Annotated in this window: 11 protein-coding genes and 1 pseudogene; 6 read left to right on the forward strand and 6 right to left on the reverse strand. The window is 70.2% G+C overall.

The features are described 5' to 3' along the window. Window positions 1-2,580 carry an aminopeptidase N gene (pepN, locus tag C4B68_RS26480; protein ID WP_099499308.1) on the reverse strand — a complete coding sequence of 860 codons (2,580 nt, stop codon included), beginning with the start codon at window positions 2,578-2,580 and terminating at the stop codon, window positions 1-3. A 112-nt stretch (window positions 2,581-2,692) separates the two neighbouring features. Between pepN and C4B68_RS26485 the strand changes: the two genes are divergently transcribed. Genes C4B68_RS26485 through C4B68_RS26495 form a run of 3 tightly spaced genes read left to right on the forward strand, consistent with a single transcriptional unit; the run spans window position 2,693 to window position 3,805 of the window. Next, entirely contained in the window at window positions 2,693-3,181 is a 489-nt protein-coding gene (locus C4B68_RS26485; RefSeq protein WP_099499307.1) for a DUF1203 domain-containing protein, read from the forward strand. 59 nt (window positions 3,182-3,240) lie between these two features. Then, entirely contained in the window at window positions 3,241-3,471 is a 231-nt protein-coding gene (locus tag C4B68_RS26490) for a ribbon-helix-helix domain-containing protein (RefSeq protein WP_099499517.1), read from the forward strand. A 7-nt stretch (window positions 3,472-3,478) separates the two neighbouring features. Continuing rightward, the gene (locus tag C4B68_RS26495) at window positions 3,479-3,805 is read left to right on the forward strand and encodes a type II toxin-antitoxin system PemK/MazF family toxin (protein ID WP_276311601.1); all 327 of its coding nucleotides are present in this window, start codon (window positions 3,479-3,481) and stop codon (window positions 3,803-3,805) included. A 57-nt stretch (window positions 3,806-3,862) separates the two neighbouring features. Here C4B68_RS26495 and C4B68_RS26500 read toward each other — a convergent pair whose 3' ends face one another. Continuing rightward, window positions 3,863-4,879, reverse strand: coding sequence for an aspartate-semialdehyde dehydrogenase (locus C4B68_RS26500; protein ID WP_099499516.1), 1,017 nt, complete (start codon window positions 4,877-4,879; stop codon window positions 3,863-3,865). 231 nt (window positions 4,880-5,110) lie between these two features. Between C4B68_RS26500 and C4B68_RS26505 the strand changes: the two genes are divergently transcribed. Together C4B68_RS26505 and C4B68_RS26510 are read left to right on the forward strand one after the other, a co-directional pair. Then, entirely contained in the window at window positions 5,111-5,650 is a 540-nt protein-coding gene (locus C4B68_RS26505; protein ID WP_180289162.1) for a sigma-70 family RNA polymerase sigma factor, read from the forward strand. A gap of 1 nt (window position 5,651) precedes the next feature. After that, window positions 5,652-6,452 carry a hypothetical protein gene (locus C4B68_RS26510; RefSeq protein ID WP_099499304.1) on the forward strand — a complete coding sequence of 267 codons (801 nt, stop codon included), beginning with the start codon at window positions 5,652-5,654 and terminating at the stop codon, window positions 6,450-6,452. Window positions 6,453-6,525: 73 nt separating this feature from the next. On the opposite strand, the gene C4B68_RS26515 is transcribed toward C4B68_RS26510, so the two are convergent. Continuing rightward, window positions 6,526-9,852 (reverse strand): S8 family serine peptidase, encoded by a 3,327-nt coding sequence (locus C4B68_RS26515; RefSeq protein ID WP_099499303.1) that lies wholly within the window; start codon window positions 9,850-9,852, stop codon window positions 6,526-6,528. 222 nt (window positions 9,853-10,074) lie between these two features. Continuing rightward, a pseudogene (locus C4B68_RS26520) lies at window positions 10,075-10,257 on the reverse strand (CGNR zinc finger domain-containing protein); the annotation flags it as partial. 343 nt (window positions 10,258-10,600) lie between these two features. Here C4B68_RS26520 and C4B68_RS26525 point away from each other — a divergent pair. After that, window positions 10,601-12,388 (forward strand): TIGR03767 family metallophosphoesterase, encoded by a 1,788-nt coding sequence (locus C4B68_RS26525; protein WP_099499302.1) that lies wholly within the window; start codon window positions 10,601-10,603, stop codon window positions 12,386-12,388. Between the two features lie 142 nt (window positions 12,389-12,530). Here C4B68_RS26525 and C4B68_RS26530 read toward each other — a convergent pair whose 3' ends face one another. Both C4B68_RS26530 and C4B68_RS26535 read right to left on the reverse strand, forming a co-directional pair. Next, window positions 12,531-13,097 carry an isochorismatase family protein gene (locus tag C4B68_RS26530; protein ID WP_099499301.1) on the reverse strand — a complete coding sequence of 189 codons (567 nt, stop codon included), beginning with the start codon at window positions 13,095-13,097 and terminating at the stop codon, window positions 12,531-12,533. A 202-nt stretch (window positions 13,098-13,299) separates the two neighbouring features. Further along, window positions 13,300-14,358 (reverse strand): hypothetical protein, encoded by a 1,059-nt coding sequence (locus C4B68_RS26535; RefSeq protein WP_099499300.1) that lies wholly within the window; start codon window positions 14,356-14,358, stop codon window positions 13,300-13,302. Window positions 14,359-14,367: the final 9 nt, after the last annotated feature.

Genomic DNA, 14,367 nt, shown 5'->3' on the forward strand with positions numbered 1-14,367 from the left:
TCAGGCGTGCGCGGCCTGCGCGTCCGCAGCCTGCGCCTTCAGCGCGCGTTCCACGCCCGAGCGCGACTCCGAGATGAGCCGGCGCAGGGCCGCGCTGGGCTCGGCGGAGGACAGCCACGCGTCCGTCTTGGCGAGGGTCTCCTCGACGACCTGGACGGACGGGTAGAGGCCGACGGCGATCTGCTGGGCCATCTCGTGGGAGCGGGCGTCCCAGACGTCCTTGACCACGGCGAAGAACCTGTCCGTGTACGGGGCGAGCAGCTCACGCTGGTCGGTCTGGACGAAGCCCGAGATCACCGCCTCCTGCACGGCGTTCGGGAGCTTGTCGGACTCGATGACCGAGGCCCAGGCCTCAGCCTTCGCCTCCTCGGTGGGACGGGCGGCACGGGACGTCGCCGCGTGCCGCTCACCGGCCGCCGTCTTGTCGCGCTCGTACTCGCCGGCGATCTCCGCCTCGTCGAAGCGTCCGACCGCCGCGAGCCGCTCCACGAACGCCCAGCGCAGCTCGGTGTCGACGACCAGGCCCTCGATGGTCTCGCGGGCTTCGAGCAGCGCCTCCAGCAGGTCCAGCTGCTCCGGCGTACGGGCGGTCGCCGCGAAGGCGCGCGCCCAGGCCAGCTGGTGGTCGCTGCCCGGCTCGGCCGCGCGCAGGTGCGCGAGCGTCGCCTCCGTCCAGCGGGTCAGCAGGGCCTCGCGGGCGGTCGGGTCGGCGTACAGCTCGATCGCCAGCTTCACCTGGCGCTGCAGCGACTGCACGACGCCGATGTCCGACTCCTTGCCGATGCCGGACAGGACGAGGGACAGGTAGTCGCGGGTCGCGAGTTCCGCGTCGCGCGTCATGTCCCAGGCCGACGCCCAGCACAGGGCACGCGGGAGGGACGACTCGAAGTCGCCCAGGTGCTCCGTCACGAACGCCAGCGACTGCTCGTCCAGGCGGACCTTGGCGTACGACAGGTCGTCGTCGTTGAGCAGGACGACGGCCGGGCGGCGCTTGCCGGCCAGCTGCGGTACGGCGGTCAGCTCGCCGTCGACGTCCAGCTCGACGCGCTCCACGCGCAGCAGCTTGCCGCTCGCGTCGTCCAGGTCGTACAGGCCGATCGCGATGCGGTGCGGGCGGAGGGTGGGCTCACCCTTCGCGCCGGCGGGCAGCGCCGGGGCCTCCTGCCGGATCGCGAAGGACGTGATGACGCCGTTCTCGTCCGTCTCGATCTCCGGGCGCAGGATGTTGATGCCCGCCGTCTCCAGCCACAGCTTCGACCACGTCTTCAGGTCGCGCCCCGAGGTCTCCTCCAGGGCGCCCAGCAGGTCGGACAGGCGCGTGTTGCCGTACGCGTGCGTCTTGAAGTACGCCTGCACGCCCCGGAAGAACTCGTCCATCCCGACGTACGCGACGAGCTGCTTGAGGACGGAGGCGCCCTTGGCGTACGTGATGCCGTCGAAGTTGACGAGGACGTCGTCCAGGTCGCGGATCTCGGCCATGATCGGGTGCGTGGAGGGCAGCTGGTCCTGCCGGTACGCCCACGTCTTCATGGAGTTGGCGAACGTGGTCCACGACTGCGGCCAGCGGGACTCGGGGTGGTACGCCTGGCAGGCGATGGATGTGTAGGTGGCGAACGACTCGTTCAGCCACAGGTCGTTCCACCACTCCATGGTCACGAGGTCGCCGAACCACATGTGGGCGAGCTCGTGCAGGATCGTCTCGGCGCGCACCTCGTACGCGGCGTCGGTCACCTTCGACCGGAAGACGTACTGGTCGCGGATGGTGACGGCGCCCGCGTTCTCCATCGCGCCCGCGTTGAACTCCGGCACGAAGAGCTGGTCGTACTTCTTGAACGGGTACGCGTAGTCGAACTTCTCCTGGAACCAGTCGAAGCCCTGCCGGGTGACCTCGAAGATCGCGTCCGAGTCGAGGAACTCGGCGAGCGAGGGACGGCAGTAGATGCCCAGCGGCACGCTCTGGCCGTCCTTCTCGTACACGCTGTGCACGGAGTGGTACGGGCCGACGATGAGCGCGGTGATGTACGTCGAGATCCGCGGCGTCGGCTCGAAGACCCAGGTGTCGTCCTTGGGCTCGGGCGTCGACGAGTTGGAGATGACGGTCCAGCCGGTCGGGGCCTTCACGGTGAACTGGAAGGTGGCCTTCAGGTCCGGCTGCTCGAAGGACGCGAAGACGCGGCGGGCGTCGGGGACCTCGAACTGGGTGTACAGGTAGGCCTGGTTGTCGACCGGGTCGACGAAGCGGTGCAGACCCTCGCCGGTGTTCGTGTACGCGCAGTCCGCGACCACGCGCAGCACGTTCCGCCCCGCCAGGAGGCCGGGCAGGGCGATCCGCGAGTCCTTGAAGACCTCGGCCGGGTCGAGCGCGTCCCCGTTCAGGGTGACCTCGTGGACGGTCGGGGCCACCAGGTCGACGAAGGACTCCGCGCCGCTCTCATCGACATCGAAGCGCACCGTGGTCACGGACCGGTAGGTGCCGCCCTCCTGCGCGCCGGAGAGGTCGAGATCGATCTCGTACGAGTCAACGGTGAGCAGCTTCGCCCGCTGCTGAGCCTCTTCGCGGGTCAGGTTTGTGCCAGGCACGCGGTCATCTCCTCGTTATGGGTGGGTTGCGCCATCCTTCCACGGGACCCGCACGGAATGCGATGTCCGTTTCCCGCCGGTGGCGGGCCCGCGCGGGCGCGAGCCTGGACGCATGACGACGGAGACTACGACGTACACCGCACGCCCCATCGAACCGAGGGCTCTGAAGGAACTCCGCGACACCGATGACGCGGGCCGCGCCTGCCGTCCGTTCGTGGACGCCGAGGGCGGCGCCCCGCTCCGTTGCTGCCTGCGCCGCAGCGAACCGGGGGAGCGCATCGCCCTCGTCTCCTACGCCCCGCTGCGCCGCTGGGCGGCCGAGACGGGCGCTGACCCGGGCGCGTACGACGAGCAGGGGCCGGTCTTCCTTCATGCCGAGGAGTGCGCCGGTCCGGCCGGGAGCGGCTACCCGTTCACCAACGCCCACCGCACGGTCCGCCGCTACTCCTCCGAGGGGCACATTCTGGGCGGCCTGCTCGTGGCGGACCGCGACGCCTTCGACGCGGCCTTCGCGGAGGCGTTCGCCGATCCGGAGGTGGCGTTGGTGCATGTCAGGGCGGTGGAGTACGGGTGCTTCCTCTATGAGGTGCGCAAGGTTTAGCGACTCAACGGTAGTACGATTGGTAGCCCATGCAGGTCATACTCTGCTATCGTGAGGGTATGAAGATCAGTGTGAGCCTGCCGCAGGAGGACGTCAGCTTCGTCGACGAGTACGCCGCGCGTACCGATGCCGACTCGCGGTCGGCCGTGATACACGCCGCTATCGAGCTGTTGCGGCAAGCGCAGCTGGTGGAGGAGTACGCGGAGGCCTTCGCCGAGTGGGACGGCAGCGAGGACGCGGAGTTCTGGGACCAGTTCTCGGGTGACGGGCTGCTCGATGAAGCGCGGTGACATCTACTTGGTCGACTACGAACCGGTGCGCGGCAGTGAGGCCAGCAAAGCGCGGCCGGCGGTGATCGTGTCGAACGACGCCGCCAACGAGGCGGTGGAGCGGATCGGGCGAGGCGTGGTCACGCTGGTGCCGCTGACGACGAACACGTCGCGCGTCTACCCGTTCCAGGTACTGCTTCCCGCCGGGGAGGCGGGTCTCCTGAAGGACTCCAAGGTGCAGTGCGAGCAAGTGCGTGCTCTGGCCCTGGAAAGGCTTCTGAGGCCGATCGGTGCGCTCCCGCGACAGCGCATGGCCGAGATCGACCTGGCGCTGCGACGACACCTGGCGCTCTGAACACGAAGAGGGGGCGCCCACCGGTTCAACGGTGGGCGCCCCCTCTTCGTACGTCCGTTACGCGCTCAGCTCCGCCGCCACCAGCTCCGCGATCTGCACCGCGTTCAGCGCGGCGCCCTTGCGGAGGTTGTCGTTGGAGATGAAGAGGGCGAGGCCGTGCTCGACCGTCTCGTCGGTGCGGATGCGGCCGACGTACGAGGCGTCCTTGCCGGCGGCCTGGAGGGGCGTCGGGATGTCGGAGAGGGCGACACCCGGGGCACCGGCCAGGAGTTCCGTGGCGCGCTCGGCCGTGATCGGACGCGCGAAGCGGGCGTTCACCTGGAGGGAGTGGCCCGAGAAGACCGGGACGCGCACGCAGGTGCCGGAGACCTTCAGGGCGGGGATCTCCAGGATCTTGCGGGACTCGTTGCGGAGCTTCTGCTCCTCGTCGGTCTCGTTCAGGCCGTCGTCGACGAGGTTGCCGGCGAAGGGCAGCACGTTGAAGGCGATGGGGCGCTTGTAGACGTGCGGCTCGGGGAAGTCGACCGCCTCACCGTCGTGGGTGAGCTTGTCGGCGTCGGCGACGACCTTCAGCGCCTGGCCGTGCAGCTCGGCCACGCCCGCGAGACCCGAGCCGGAGACGGCCTGGTAAGTGGCGACGACCAGGGCCTTCAGGCCCGCCTCCTCGTGCAGCGGCTTCAGGACCGGCATCGCGGCCATCGTCGTGCAGTTCGGGTTGGCGATGATGCCCTTGGGGCGGTCGGCGATCGCGTGCGGGTTCACCTCGGAGACCACCAGGGGGACCTCGGGGTCCTTGCGCCAGGCCGACGAGTTGTCGATCACGACCGCGCCCTGCGAGGCGACCTTCTCGGCCAGCGCCCTGGACGTGGCACCGCCTGCGGAGAAGAGGACGATGTCCAGGCCCGAGTAGTCCGCCGTCGAAGCGTCCTCCACCGTCACACCGTCGAGCACCGTCCCGGCCGAACGGGCCGAGGCGAACAGACGCAGCTCGGTGACCGGGAACTCCCGCTCGACCAGGATCCTGCGCATGACCGTGCCGACCTGACCGGTGGCTCCGACGATTCCGACCCTCACGGCGACTCCCTTTTGCATACGTATGACGTAGTCAAGCCTGTCCATCATGCGTCTCACCCGGGCCCGCCTGTCCAATCCTTTGCGGCCAGAGCTCACGAAGTGGGACAGCTCACAGTGCGGTGCGCTCCCTTGCGGGGCGCGGCGGAGGCAGGGAGTCCGGAAGATCCCGCCGACGTGGGCCGAACCTTTCGGCCCGCCCCGGCGTCGTAGAGGAAACGCGGGAGGGGAGGGGTGGCTGTGCTGCGCAGAAAGGTGCGCCGCGCGCCGGGGGTGGGCGAGTGGGCGGACGACCCCCTGGACGCGGCCCAGGAGCGCCGGGTGCGGGCGGTGCTCGCGCTCGGTGGCGTACCGCAGGCGGACCTGCCGGACGGGGTGCAGCAGGTCCGCCTGCGGTTGCTGGAGCGCGCGGCGAAGGGGGACGAGGCGCCGCGCGACGTGTCCGCGTGGGCGGCGGTCGTCGCCTCGAACCTGGCGATGGACTGGCACCGGGCCAAGCGCCGCCAGGAGCGGCTCGGTGAACGGCTGGCGTCGCTGCGGCAGTTGGAGCATCCCTCCGACGAGGACTCCAGCGTGCTCTCGCTCGCCGTGGCCCAGGGCCTGGACGAACTGCCCGACGCCCAGCGCCAGGTCCTCGTCCTGCGTTTCTACGCCGATCTCTCCGTACGCGGGATCGCCAAGGAGCTCGGCATCCCGGAGGGCACGGTGAAGAGCAGGCTGCACACGGCGGTGCGCGCCCTGCGCGCCCGCCTGCACGAGGACGAGGTGGTGTGACGTGGCCGAGTACGAAGGTGTGGACGCGCTGCTGGCCGCGATCACGGACGAGCCGCTGCCCGAGGAGGTCCAGGACGACGCCGCGTTCATGGCCGAGCACGGATCGGCGCTGGCTGACGTGGCCCTGCTGAAGGAGCAGCTGACGCTCATCGGGGACGCGCTCGCGGACAGTACGGAGACCGGTGAACCCGTCGCCCGCACAGCGAGGAAGCCCAGGAGGCCCAGAGGGGCCAGGAAGCCCAGGAACCGGCGTCCGTCAGCCGGCCCGAGGAAGCGCTTCAGGCGCCCCGACGCCCTCGCCGTCGCCCTCGGTACCTTCGCGGTGGCCGTGGTGGCGTCGATGGTCGTCGGCATGAGCTGGCTCATCGCGCACAGCGGGGTCGGCGGGGGGGACGACACCGCGTCGTCGGCCAGGGCGGACAGCGACAACAAGGATGCGGGCAGCGCGGACAGGACGGGGGGCGCGGAATCCTCGCTCAGTGCCCCCGGCTACATCGCCTGCTCCCGGCTCATCGCCGAGGGCACGGTCGCCGAGGTCGAGCCGGTGCCGGGCGTCGCGCAGGACCGGATCACCCTCGACGTGGCCCGCTACTACAAGCCGGACAAGGGGAAGGACCAGGTCACCTTCGTGATGAACGAGGACGTCGACCCGCGGCTGCGCAAGGGCGACCACGTCCTGGTCGGCATCCCGCGCAACGCGGCGTCGCCCGACATCTGGAGCACCCGGGAGAAGGACATCGCCCGCGAACGAGCGTGGATCCTCAAGGCGCTGCCCCAGTCCCGAGGCCTCGCCTGTGAATGAGACATGTGATGGAGAAAGGAAAGGGCGGGCGCCCGTTGTCCGGACGCCCGCCCCATCACCGTACGAACCGAAGTTACGGCGTAACCTTCTCGATCTTCACGCTGCCGATGCCCGCGACCGTGCCGCGCGCGTTCACCAGCTGGACCTGGCCGAAGAACTCGCGCCCCTCGGGCGCCGCGGCCGCCGCGGTGACCGAGCCGGACACCGTCGCCGAGTCACCCGTGCCGAGCTTCACCGGCGCCGACCCGTCGACCGTGACCGTGCCGAGCGCGGAGGAGAAGAACACGTCCTGGTAGTCGTACGCGGTCGAGCCCGCCGGGACCGAGTAGCCCACGACCTCGATGGTGTACGTCCCGGCGGCGGGCTTGGCGACGGAGACCGCCTCCTCCGAGTCGCCGTCCGCGGACGAGCCGACCTCTGTTCCGGCGGCGTTCCTCACCACAAGGTCGAGGTCAGCGGCCTGGTCCGAGACGTTGCCGATGACGACGTCCAGCGACTCGGCGCCCGCGGGCACCTCGACCGTGGTGGTCTGCGTCGCGCCGTCCGCGATGGTCGGCCGCGCGTTCTTCGAGGAACCGAGCGGGCCGCCCTTCAACGTGCCGTCCAGCGCGGCGTAGGTGTTCGTCACCTTCCAGGAGGCGGCGGCCGGGGTGCCGACCTTGGCCTCGGGCACGGTCACGACCTCCGGGTCGAAGGTCGCGCCGAGCACGGCGACGTCCAGCTTGTACGGGTTGTCGAGCAGCGGCGACGTACGGCGCGACTCGACCTCGATCTCCCAGACACCGGCCTGCGGGTCCGCGTACGAACGCACGTCGGGCTTGCAGCCGTTGCCGTCCAGGTAGTTGTTGTAGCAGAACGGCGTGCCGGTGGTGTCGACCGGAACTCCGTACGGGTGGATCGCGATGAAGCGGGTCTGGCTCTTGTCCTTGAGCCCGCCGATCGCGACCTCCAGGGACTTGGCGCCCTCGGGGACCGTGACGAAGTACGACTGGCTGCTGTTGCGCTGCACCGAACCCGCCGCGGAGAACGTGTACGTGACGGGGGCCGAGACGACGACCGTCGACAGGATCTGCTTGTCGATGCCCTCGGTCGTCGGGTCGTCGACCTCCAGGATCGCGCTCTTGAGGCCGGCCGAGGACGGCTTGGCGGCGATCTTCACGGTGACCGGCTTGTTCAGCGGCAGCGAGACCTCGTCGGAGCCCACGATGCGGAACGTGTCGCTCTTGTTGTTCTCGAGGTGCAGCTCGTGGCGGATCGCGCGGTCGGCGCCCGACGTGCGGGTGATCGTCACCGCGTACGTCTTGCTCTGACCGGCCTTGAGGCCGCCCTCGCGGTCGTAGACGCCCGTGCCGAAGCCCGGCGTCTTCAGTGCGAAGTCGATCGCGGTGTCGACCGGCGCCTTGACCGTGTATGCGTGGGCGGTGGCGCCGTCCTTGACGGAGTCCCAGGCGTCTTCGATGTCGATGAGGCCCGCGCCTTCCTCGTACGCCTGAACACCCGTGATGTGACCGGCGGTCGAGGTGAGCGCCGTGCGCAGGGTGGCGGGCTTCAGCTCGATGCCCTGCTGCTTGGCGGCGCTCAGCAGCAGCGCCGAAGCACCCGCCGCCTGCGGTGAGGCCATCGACGTACCCTGCAGCATCGAGTAGCCGGCCGGCAGCGAGTAGCCCGCCTCGGCGACCGGGCCGCCGGGCAGCCAGGTCTGGGTGGTGTTGATCGAGGCACCCGGCGCGGACAGGGTCGGCGTGAAGCCGCCGTCCTCACGCGGACCGCGCGAGGAGAAGGGCATCATCGCGTACTTCTTCTCCACGGCCGAGCCGTAGTTGGCGGCCCAGGTCGCCTTGGAGATGGTCGCGCCGACGGAGATGACCTTGTCGGCCAGGCTCGGGTCGCCGATGGTGTTGGCACCGGGGCCGGAGTTGCCCGCGGAGATCACCAGCTGGACGCCGTAGGTGTCGATGAGACGCGTGTAGAGCTCGGCGCGCGCGTTGTTGCCGTCGTTGAGCGCGGGCAGACCGCCGATGGACATGTTGACGATGTCCACGCCGCGCTTCGTCACGAGGTCGATCATGCCCTCGGTGAGCGCGACGTTGGTGCAGCCGCCGGTCCAGGTGCAGGCGCGCGAGGAGACGATCTTCGCGCCGGGGGCGGCGCCGTTCATCTTGCCGCCGAACAGGCCGTGCGCGGCGGTGATGCCCGCGACATGGGTGCCGTGCTCGGATTCGATGACGCCGATGTTGACGAAGTCGGACGTCTTGCCGATCCAGTCGCCGCCGTACGGGTCCATCGGGACGTCCTTGCGGATCTCCACGACGAACGGCTGGCGCTCGACGACGTCGGTCGACGGGTTGTCGGTCCCGAAGTAGCCGATCTGGTAGCCGTCCTTGTACGGCTTCATCGCGCTGTCGTCGGTGAAGTCGTTGTTGTTGTTCAGGTCGACGGTGGCCGTGCCGGCCGCGGCGTCGTACAGGACGCCCCAGGTGTCGGTGGTGTCGCCGTCCCGGTTCGCGTCGCCCTTGGCGTCGCCGCCCGTGGTCGCGGACTCCCGGAAGGTGCTGATCGCGTACGAGCCCGCCGGCGCCTTCCAGGTCTTGCCGTCGTAGGTGAAGGTAGGCCCGGACACGGCGGTGACCATCGGGCGCCAGGTCGCGTCGCCGTCCACGATCGGGTCGGTGGCGGTCACCCAGTCGACGATCTTGCGCTCGCCGGTGGTCGTCTTCCGCAGCGCGGGGTGGCCCAGGTCGACACCGGAGTCGAGGATGCCGATGGTGATGCCCCGCCCGTCCGCCTTCGGGTGGTCCTCCACGAAGTCGACGGCGCCCGTCTCGAAGGACGGGTTGTACGGGTTCTCGGCGGGGGTGTTCTTGCCGGGAGCCGGGTAAGTGGCGCCCGTGGAGGCGTTGTCGGCACCCTTGGCGGTGTCGGCGCTCGGCGTCGGGTCGTCCAGCGCGATCTCCTGGCGCAGGTCGATCCCGTGCACCGAGGAAAGCTTCGCGGCGGCGGCGATGGCCGAGTCGGCCCTGCCGGTGGGGACGGTCGCCCGGACGTAACCGAGCTCGTCGTACGTGCGGCCCACGGAGCCGCCCTTGACCGCGTCCAGCTCCTTGGCGACCTGTTCGGTCTGGCCGGGAGCGGTGGCGATCATCATCGTGACGTTCTTGTCGCGGTTGGCCTTGGCCTCGGCGAGGAGGCCGGCGTCGGACGAACCGAGCTTGGCGGCGGCGGACTTGGTGCCGGGGTCGGCCGCCGTGGCGTCCGTGCCGGTGCCCGCGTGCGCGTTCGCGGAGAAGGCCATGGGTATCGGCCCGGCCGCGGAGAGCGCGGCCACCAGGCCCGCGGCCACAGCTGTGCGGGCCACGCGTCTCGCGCCCGATATCGGAGCGCGCTGAGGGTCGGAAGTCATCTGCATCCCTTGTAGGTAAAGGAGCGAGCGCGGAGCGACCGGTTCCGATGGGCACTCGGGACGCGATCGCATCAGTCCGGTATGTGAACCCGGACGACCGCTCAGCTTTGCCTAAGGGACAGTTGTTTGGGGAGAGTTGACCGTGACGGCACGGAGCCATGGCGCAATTCCGCCATGCGTCACGCCGGTTATGCCGGTGTATGGAGTGACATGCGCGAAGGCTCAGCTCTCCTTCGTGCGCGCGTAGTGGCGGGACGCCTTCGCACGGTTGCCGCACGCCGCCATCGAGCACCAGCGGCGGGTGCCGTTCCGCGAGATGTCGAAGAAGTGCAGGGCGCACGCGTCGTGGGCGCAGTGGCGGATCCGGTCGGGGGCGGTGGTGAGCAGTTCCAGATAGTTGCGGGCCGGGCCAACCCGTGACGTGAGGGCCCAACCCGTGACGTGAGGGCCCAACCCGTGACGTGAGGGCCCAACCCGTGACGCGCGGGCCCAACCCGTGACGCGCGGGCCCAGAACTAGGTTCACTACCCCGCGAGATGAACACGGAGTGACCGCATTCCGGCCGTTCGGCGAGGCTCCGTGGGCGCGCAGGGTAGTCCAAGATCCACGTACGGTGATCGGTGTTGCCCGTTGCCGCCCAGTTAACGCGCAGGTCACCCCCGGTGCCAACGATCCAGTGTGAGCGGGGTTCGCGACACGAACGCCCCGCGACCACTGCCGACGCGTTCGCACTCGGGGAGACCGCGCCATGTCGCGCATACGCTCTGTCGCCGCCGCCGTACCCGCCCTCAACCGCCGCAGCCTCCTCGCCGCCACGGGAGCGGTGTCCCTCTCCGCGGGGATCGGCTTCGCCCTGCGCCCGGACTCCCCGGCACACGCCGCCACCACCCCGGGCCAGGCACCCGTCGCCGACTCCATCGCGGACGCCAAGGCCAAGGCGGCTGTGGTGCGCCCGTCGGCACCCGCGGCCCTGGCCCCGTACACGCGCGGCACCACCCTGCACAGCGTCGCCGCCCCACGCTCCGGCTCCGGGTTCCGGCGGCTCGGCGACGGCCCCGGCTGGAAACGGGTCGTGCGGGACGAGCTGGCCGCCGCCAAGTCGGGCCGAGCGGATCGGCACACCACGCTCGCCGCGTTCGTGCAGCTCACCGACCTGCACCTGATCGACGCCCAGCACCCGCTGCGGCTGGAGTACCTGCGGGCCCAGAACAAGAGCGCCTGGCGGCCGCACGAGACCCTGACCGTTGCGGGCGCCGTCTCGCTCGTCGAGCGGGTCAACTCGCTGCGGGGAGCCCCCGTCACCGGCTCCCCGCTGCACTTCGTCATGACCACGGGCGACAACACGGACAACAACTCCAAGACAGAGCTGGAGTGGTTCCTGAAGGTCATGAGCGGCGGCCGCATCAGCCCCAACAGCGGGGACCCGCGCCACTACGAGGGCGTTCAGTCCAGCGGCCTCAAGACGTACTGGCAGCCCGACGCGGCCCTCCGCGACGCCGACAAGCAGCTCGGTTTCCCGCGCATCGAAGGCTTCCTGGAGGCGGCGATCCGCGAGCTGCGCAGTCCCGGCCTGAAGCTGCCCTGGTACTCCACGGTCGGCAACCACGACGCCCTGCCGCTGGGCTGCTACGGGTCGCGCGGTGACTCGTACCTCACCGACTTCGCCGTCGGCGGCAAGAAGCTGATGTCGCTGCCCGCGGCGGAGTGTGCCGCCCTGCAGAAGTCCATCAAGAACGCCAGCAGCCCGAAGGGCACGGAGTACAGGGACCTGCTCAAGGCGCACACCCGGCAGATGCGCTCGGTCACGCCCGACGAGTCGCGCGCCCCCTTCACCCCCGCCGAGTACCTCCGGGCGCACCTCGACCCGGCGTACACGGGCCCGGGCCCCATCGGCCACGGCTACTCCTCCGCGAACCTCGCCGCGGGCACCCAGTACTACACCTTCCGCATCGCCGAGGACGTCATCGGCGTCAGCCTCGACACCACCGACCCCGGCGGCCACTACGAGGGCTCCGTCGGCACGGCCCAGCTCCGCTGGCTGGAGAGGACGCTGCGCGAGAACAAGGACTCCTACGTCGTCGTCTTCAGCCACCACACCAGCAAGACGATGCGCAACCGGGTCCCCGACCCCGCGCATCCGGGGGAGAAGCGCCACGGGGGCGAGGAGATGGTGGCCCTGCTGGCGAGCTTCGCCAACGTCCTGGCCTGGGTGAACGGCCACACCCACAAGAACGAGATCATCCCGCACGCCGCCCCCGGCAACCGCTCCTTCTGGGAGATCTCCACCGCCTCCCACGTCGACTACCCCCAACTCGCCCGCGTGATCGAGCTGGTGGACAACAAGGACGGCACGCTGTCCCTGTTCACCACGCTCATCGAGTCCGCGGCCCCGCACGCCACGGACTTCGGCGACCTGACCCAGACGGGCCTGGCGGCGCTCTACCGCGAGATCTCCTTCAACACACCCGGGGCTCGTACGGACCTGTCGGGGACGTCGGGGGACCGCAACACGGAGCTGGTCCTGAAGAAGGGCTGAACCCCCGGCTCTTCAGTGCGCGAAGAGGGTGCTGGCGAGGATCACTCCGCATGACGAGGACGGGCCCGGGAGGCGCGGCCGGGCGGACGCTCCTCAGCGGCTTGATCCGACGGGAAGACCGTGCGGGCCCGGCTCTCCGGGGTCAGTCCGACTCGGCCGGAGTGAAGGTCACGTCCGCCGTGCTGACCGTGCCACCGCGGCGGCCGGGTGCCTTCTGGAAGTCCCAGTAGAGGTTGGTGTGCGCGATCACCTTCTCCGGGCTCGGTGCGCCGTACTCGGTGAGGTCCTCCGTGGTGTGGGCGTCGCCGACCAGGGTGGCGTCGTATCCGCGGGTGAAGGCGCCGTGGAGGGTCGAGCGTATGCACGCGTCGGTCTGGGCGCCCGTGACGACGAGGCGGCCGACGCTCCGTTCGGCGAGCAGCGACTCCAGGTCGGTGGCCTCGAAGGAGTCGCCGTAGAGCTTGTGGACGAGGGGCTCCGAAGGAGAGCGGACCAGCTCCTTGACGTACTGCCAGGCCTCGCTGTCCCGCGGGAGGTGCTCGTCGGAGTGCTGCACCCACACCACGGGCACGTCCTCCGAACGGGCCCTGTCCACCAGGGTGTTGATGTTCGCGATCACGTCGTCGCGGTTGTGGGAGCTTTCCACCACCCCGTTCTGGACGTCGATGATGAGCAGCGCGGTGTTCGGCCGATCGGGCAGGGTCGTCATGGGACGTGACCTTCCTGTCTCTCGTCGCGGAGTCGTGCGGTCGTGGATCCAGTTCGCGCCCACAGTAGAGGCGGCCACTGACAACGCCAGGACTCCGCCGTCCCGCGCCATGTGCGTGATACCCGCGCCATGTGAGAAGGGGCCCCGAGACGACGGTCTCGCGGGCCCCTTCTCTCCCCTCCTGATACCGCCCGGTCCGTCACTACCGGGGCAGCACCACGACATACGCCGCCGGTTCGCGGTCGTTCGAGGCCATCAACGCCGTGCGGACGACGGTGGCTTGCTGTTCCATCGCGTCGCGGAGCTTCTTGGGGGTGATGTAGACGACGGTGATGCCCAGGCGTTCCAGGTGCTCGCGCTTGCGGGCGTACTCGGACCAGAGGGCGTCCTCGTCCTGGCGGGGGGCGCGGGTGTCCAGCTCCACCGCGACCGCCTGCTCCGGCCAGTAGGCGTCCAGGCCGCCGAGATGGGGGCCGCCCGGCAGGCGGAGGTCCACGTTCCACACCGGATCGGGGAGGCCGTACTCGCGGACCATCCGGTAGAGCCGGTCCTCGGCGATCGCGCGGCCCTCGGCGAGCAGCGAGTCCACCGCGTCCACCACGTGCGGGCGGCTCAGCAGCTTGGCCTGGGTCAACTCCCGAACGACCGAGGCCGGTTCGCAGTGGCCGCCGCGTACCGCCTCCGTCAGCAGCCGGCGTACGGCGCCCGCGTCGGCGAGGTCCGTGACCGCGTCGGCGAGGGCGCGGGGGACGGGCGCGACCGGGACTCCGGTGACGTGCAAGGGGGTCGGGAGGGACGGCGTACGGACGATGCGGGCGAAGCCGGTCGAGCGGAGGCGGCGCAGGCGGGGGACCAGGACGTCGATCTTGTGGAGGGAGAGCAACGGCGGGGCCGAGGTGAAGCCGTGCAGGGTGAGGGCCGCCAGGCCCGTGATCAGCGCATCCGTGTACGGCTGTTGGCCGTGGGGTTCCTCGGCGCCCGGCTGGGTGGGGACGGCGGTCGCCGGGCCGGGCACGGGGGAGCGGGTGGCGTACAGCAGGGTCGCGTGCAGCCGTTCCTCGGAGGTGGGTGGGCCGGGGTGGAGGAGGAAGACGCCCGGGAGGATCTGCTGCCAGGGGCCGCCGGGCCGGCACTGCTCGTTCGTGTCGGCGGTGCTCACGCCGTGGGCGCGCAGCTGGGCGGTGGTGAGGACCCGTCGCTGTACGTCGGCCAGGTGGCGGAGGGGGCGGGGGGAGTGGGAGAGCGGGGTGTTGTGGTTCATGACCGGGGG

The organism is Streptomyces dengpaensis (assembly GCF_002946835.1).
Lineage (GTDB): Bacteria > Actinomycetota > Actinomycetes > Streptomycetales > Streptomycetaceae > Streptomyces > Streptomyces dengpaensis.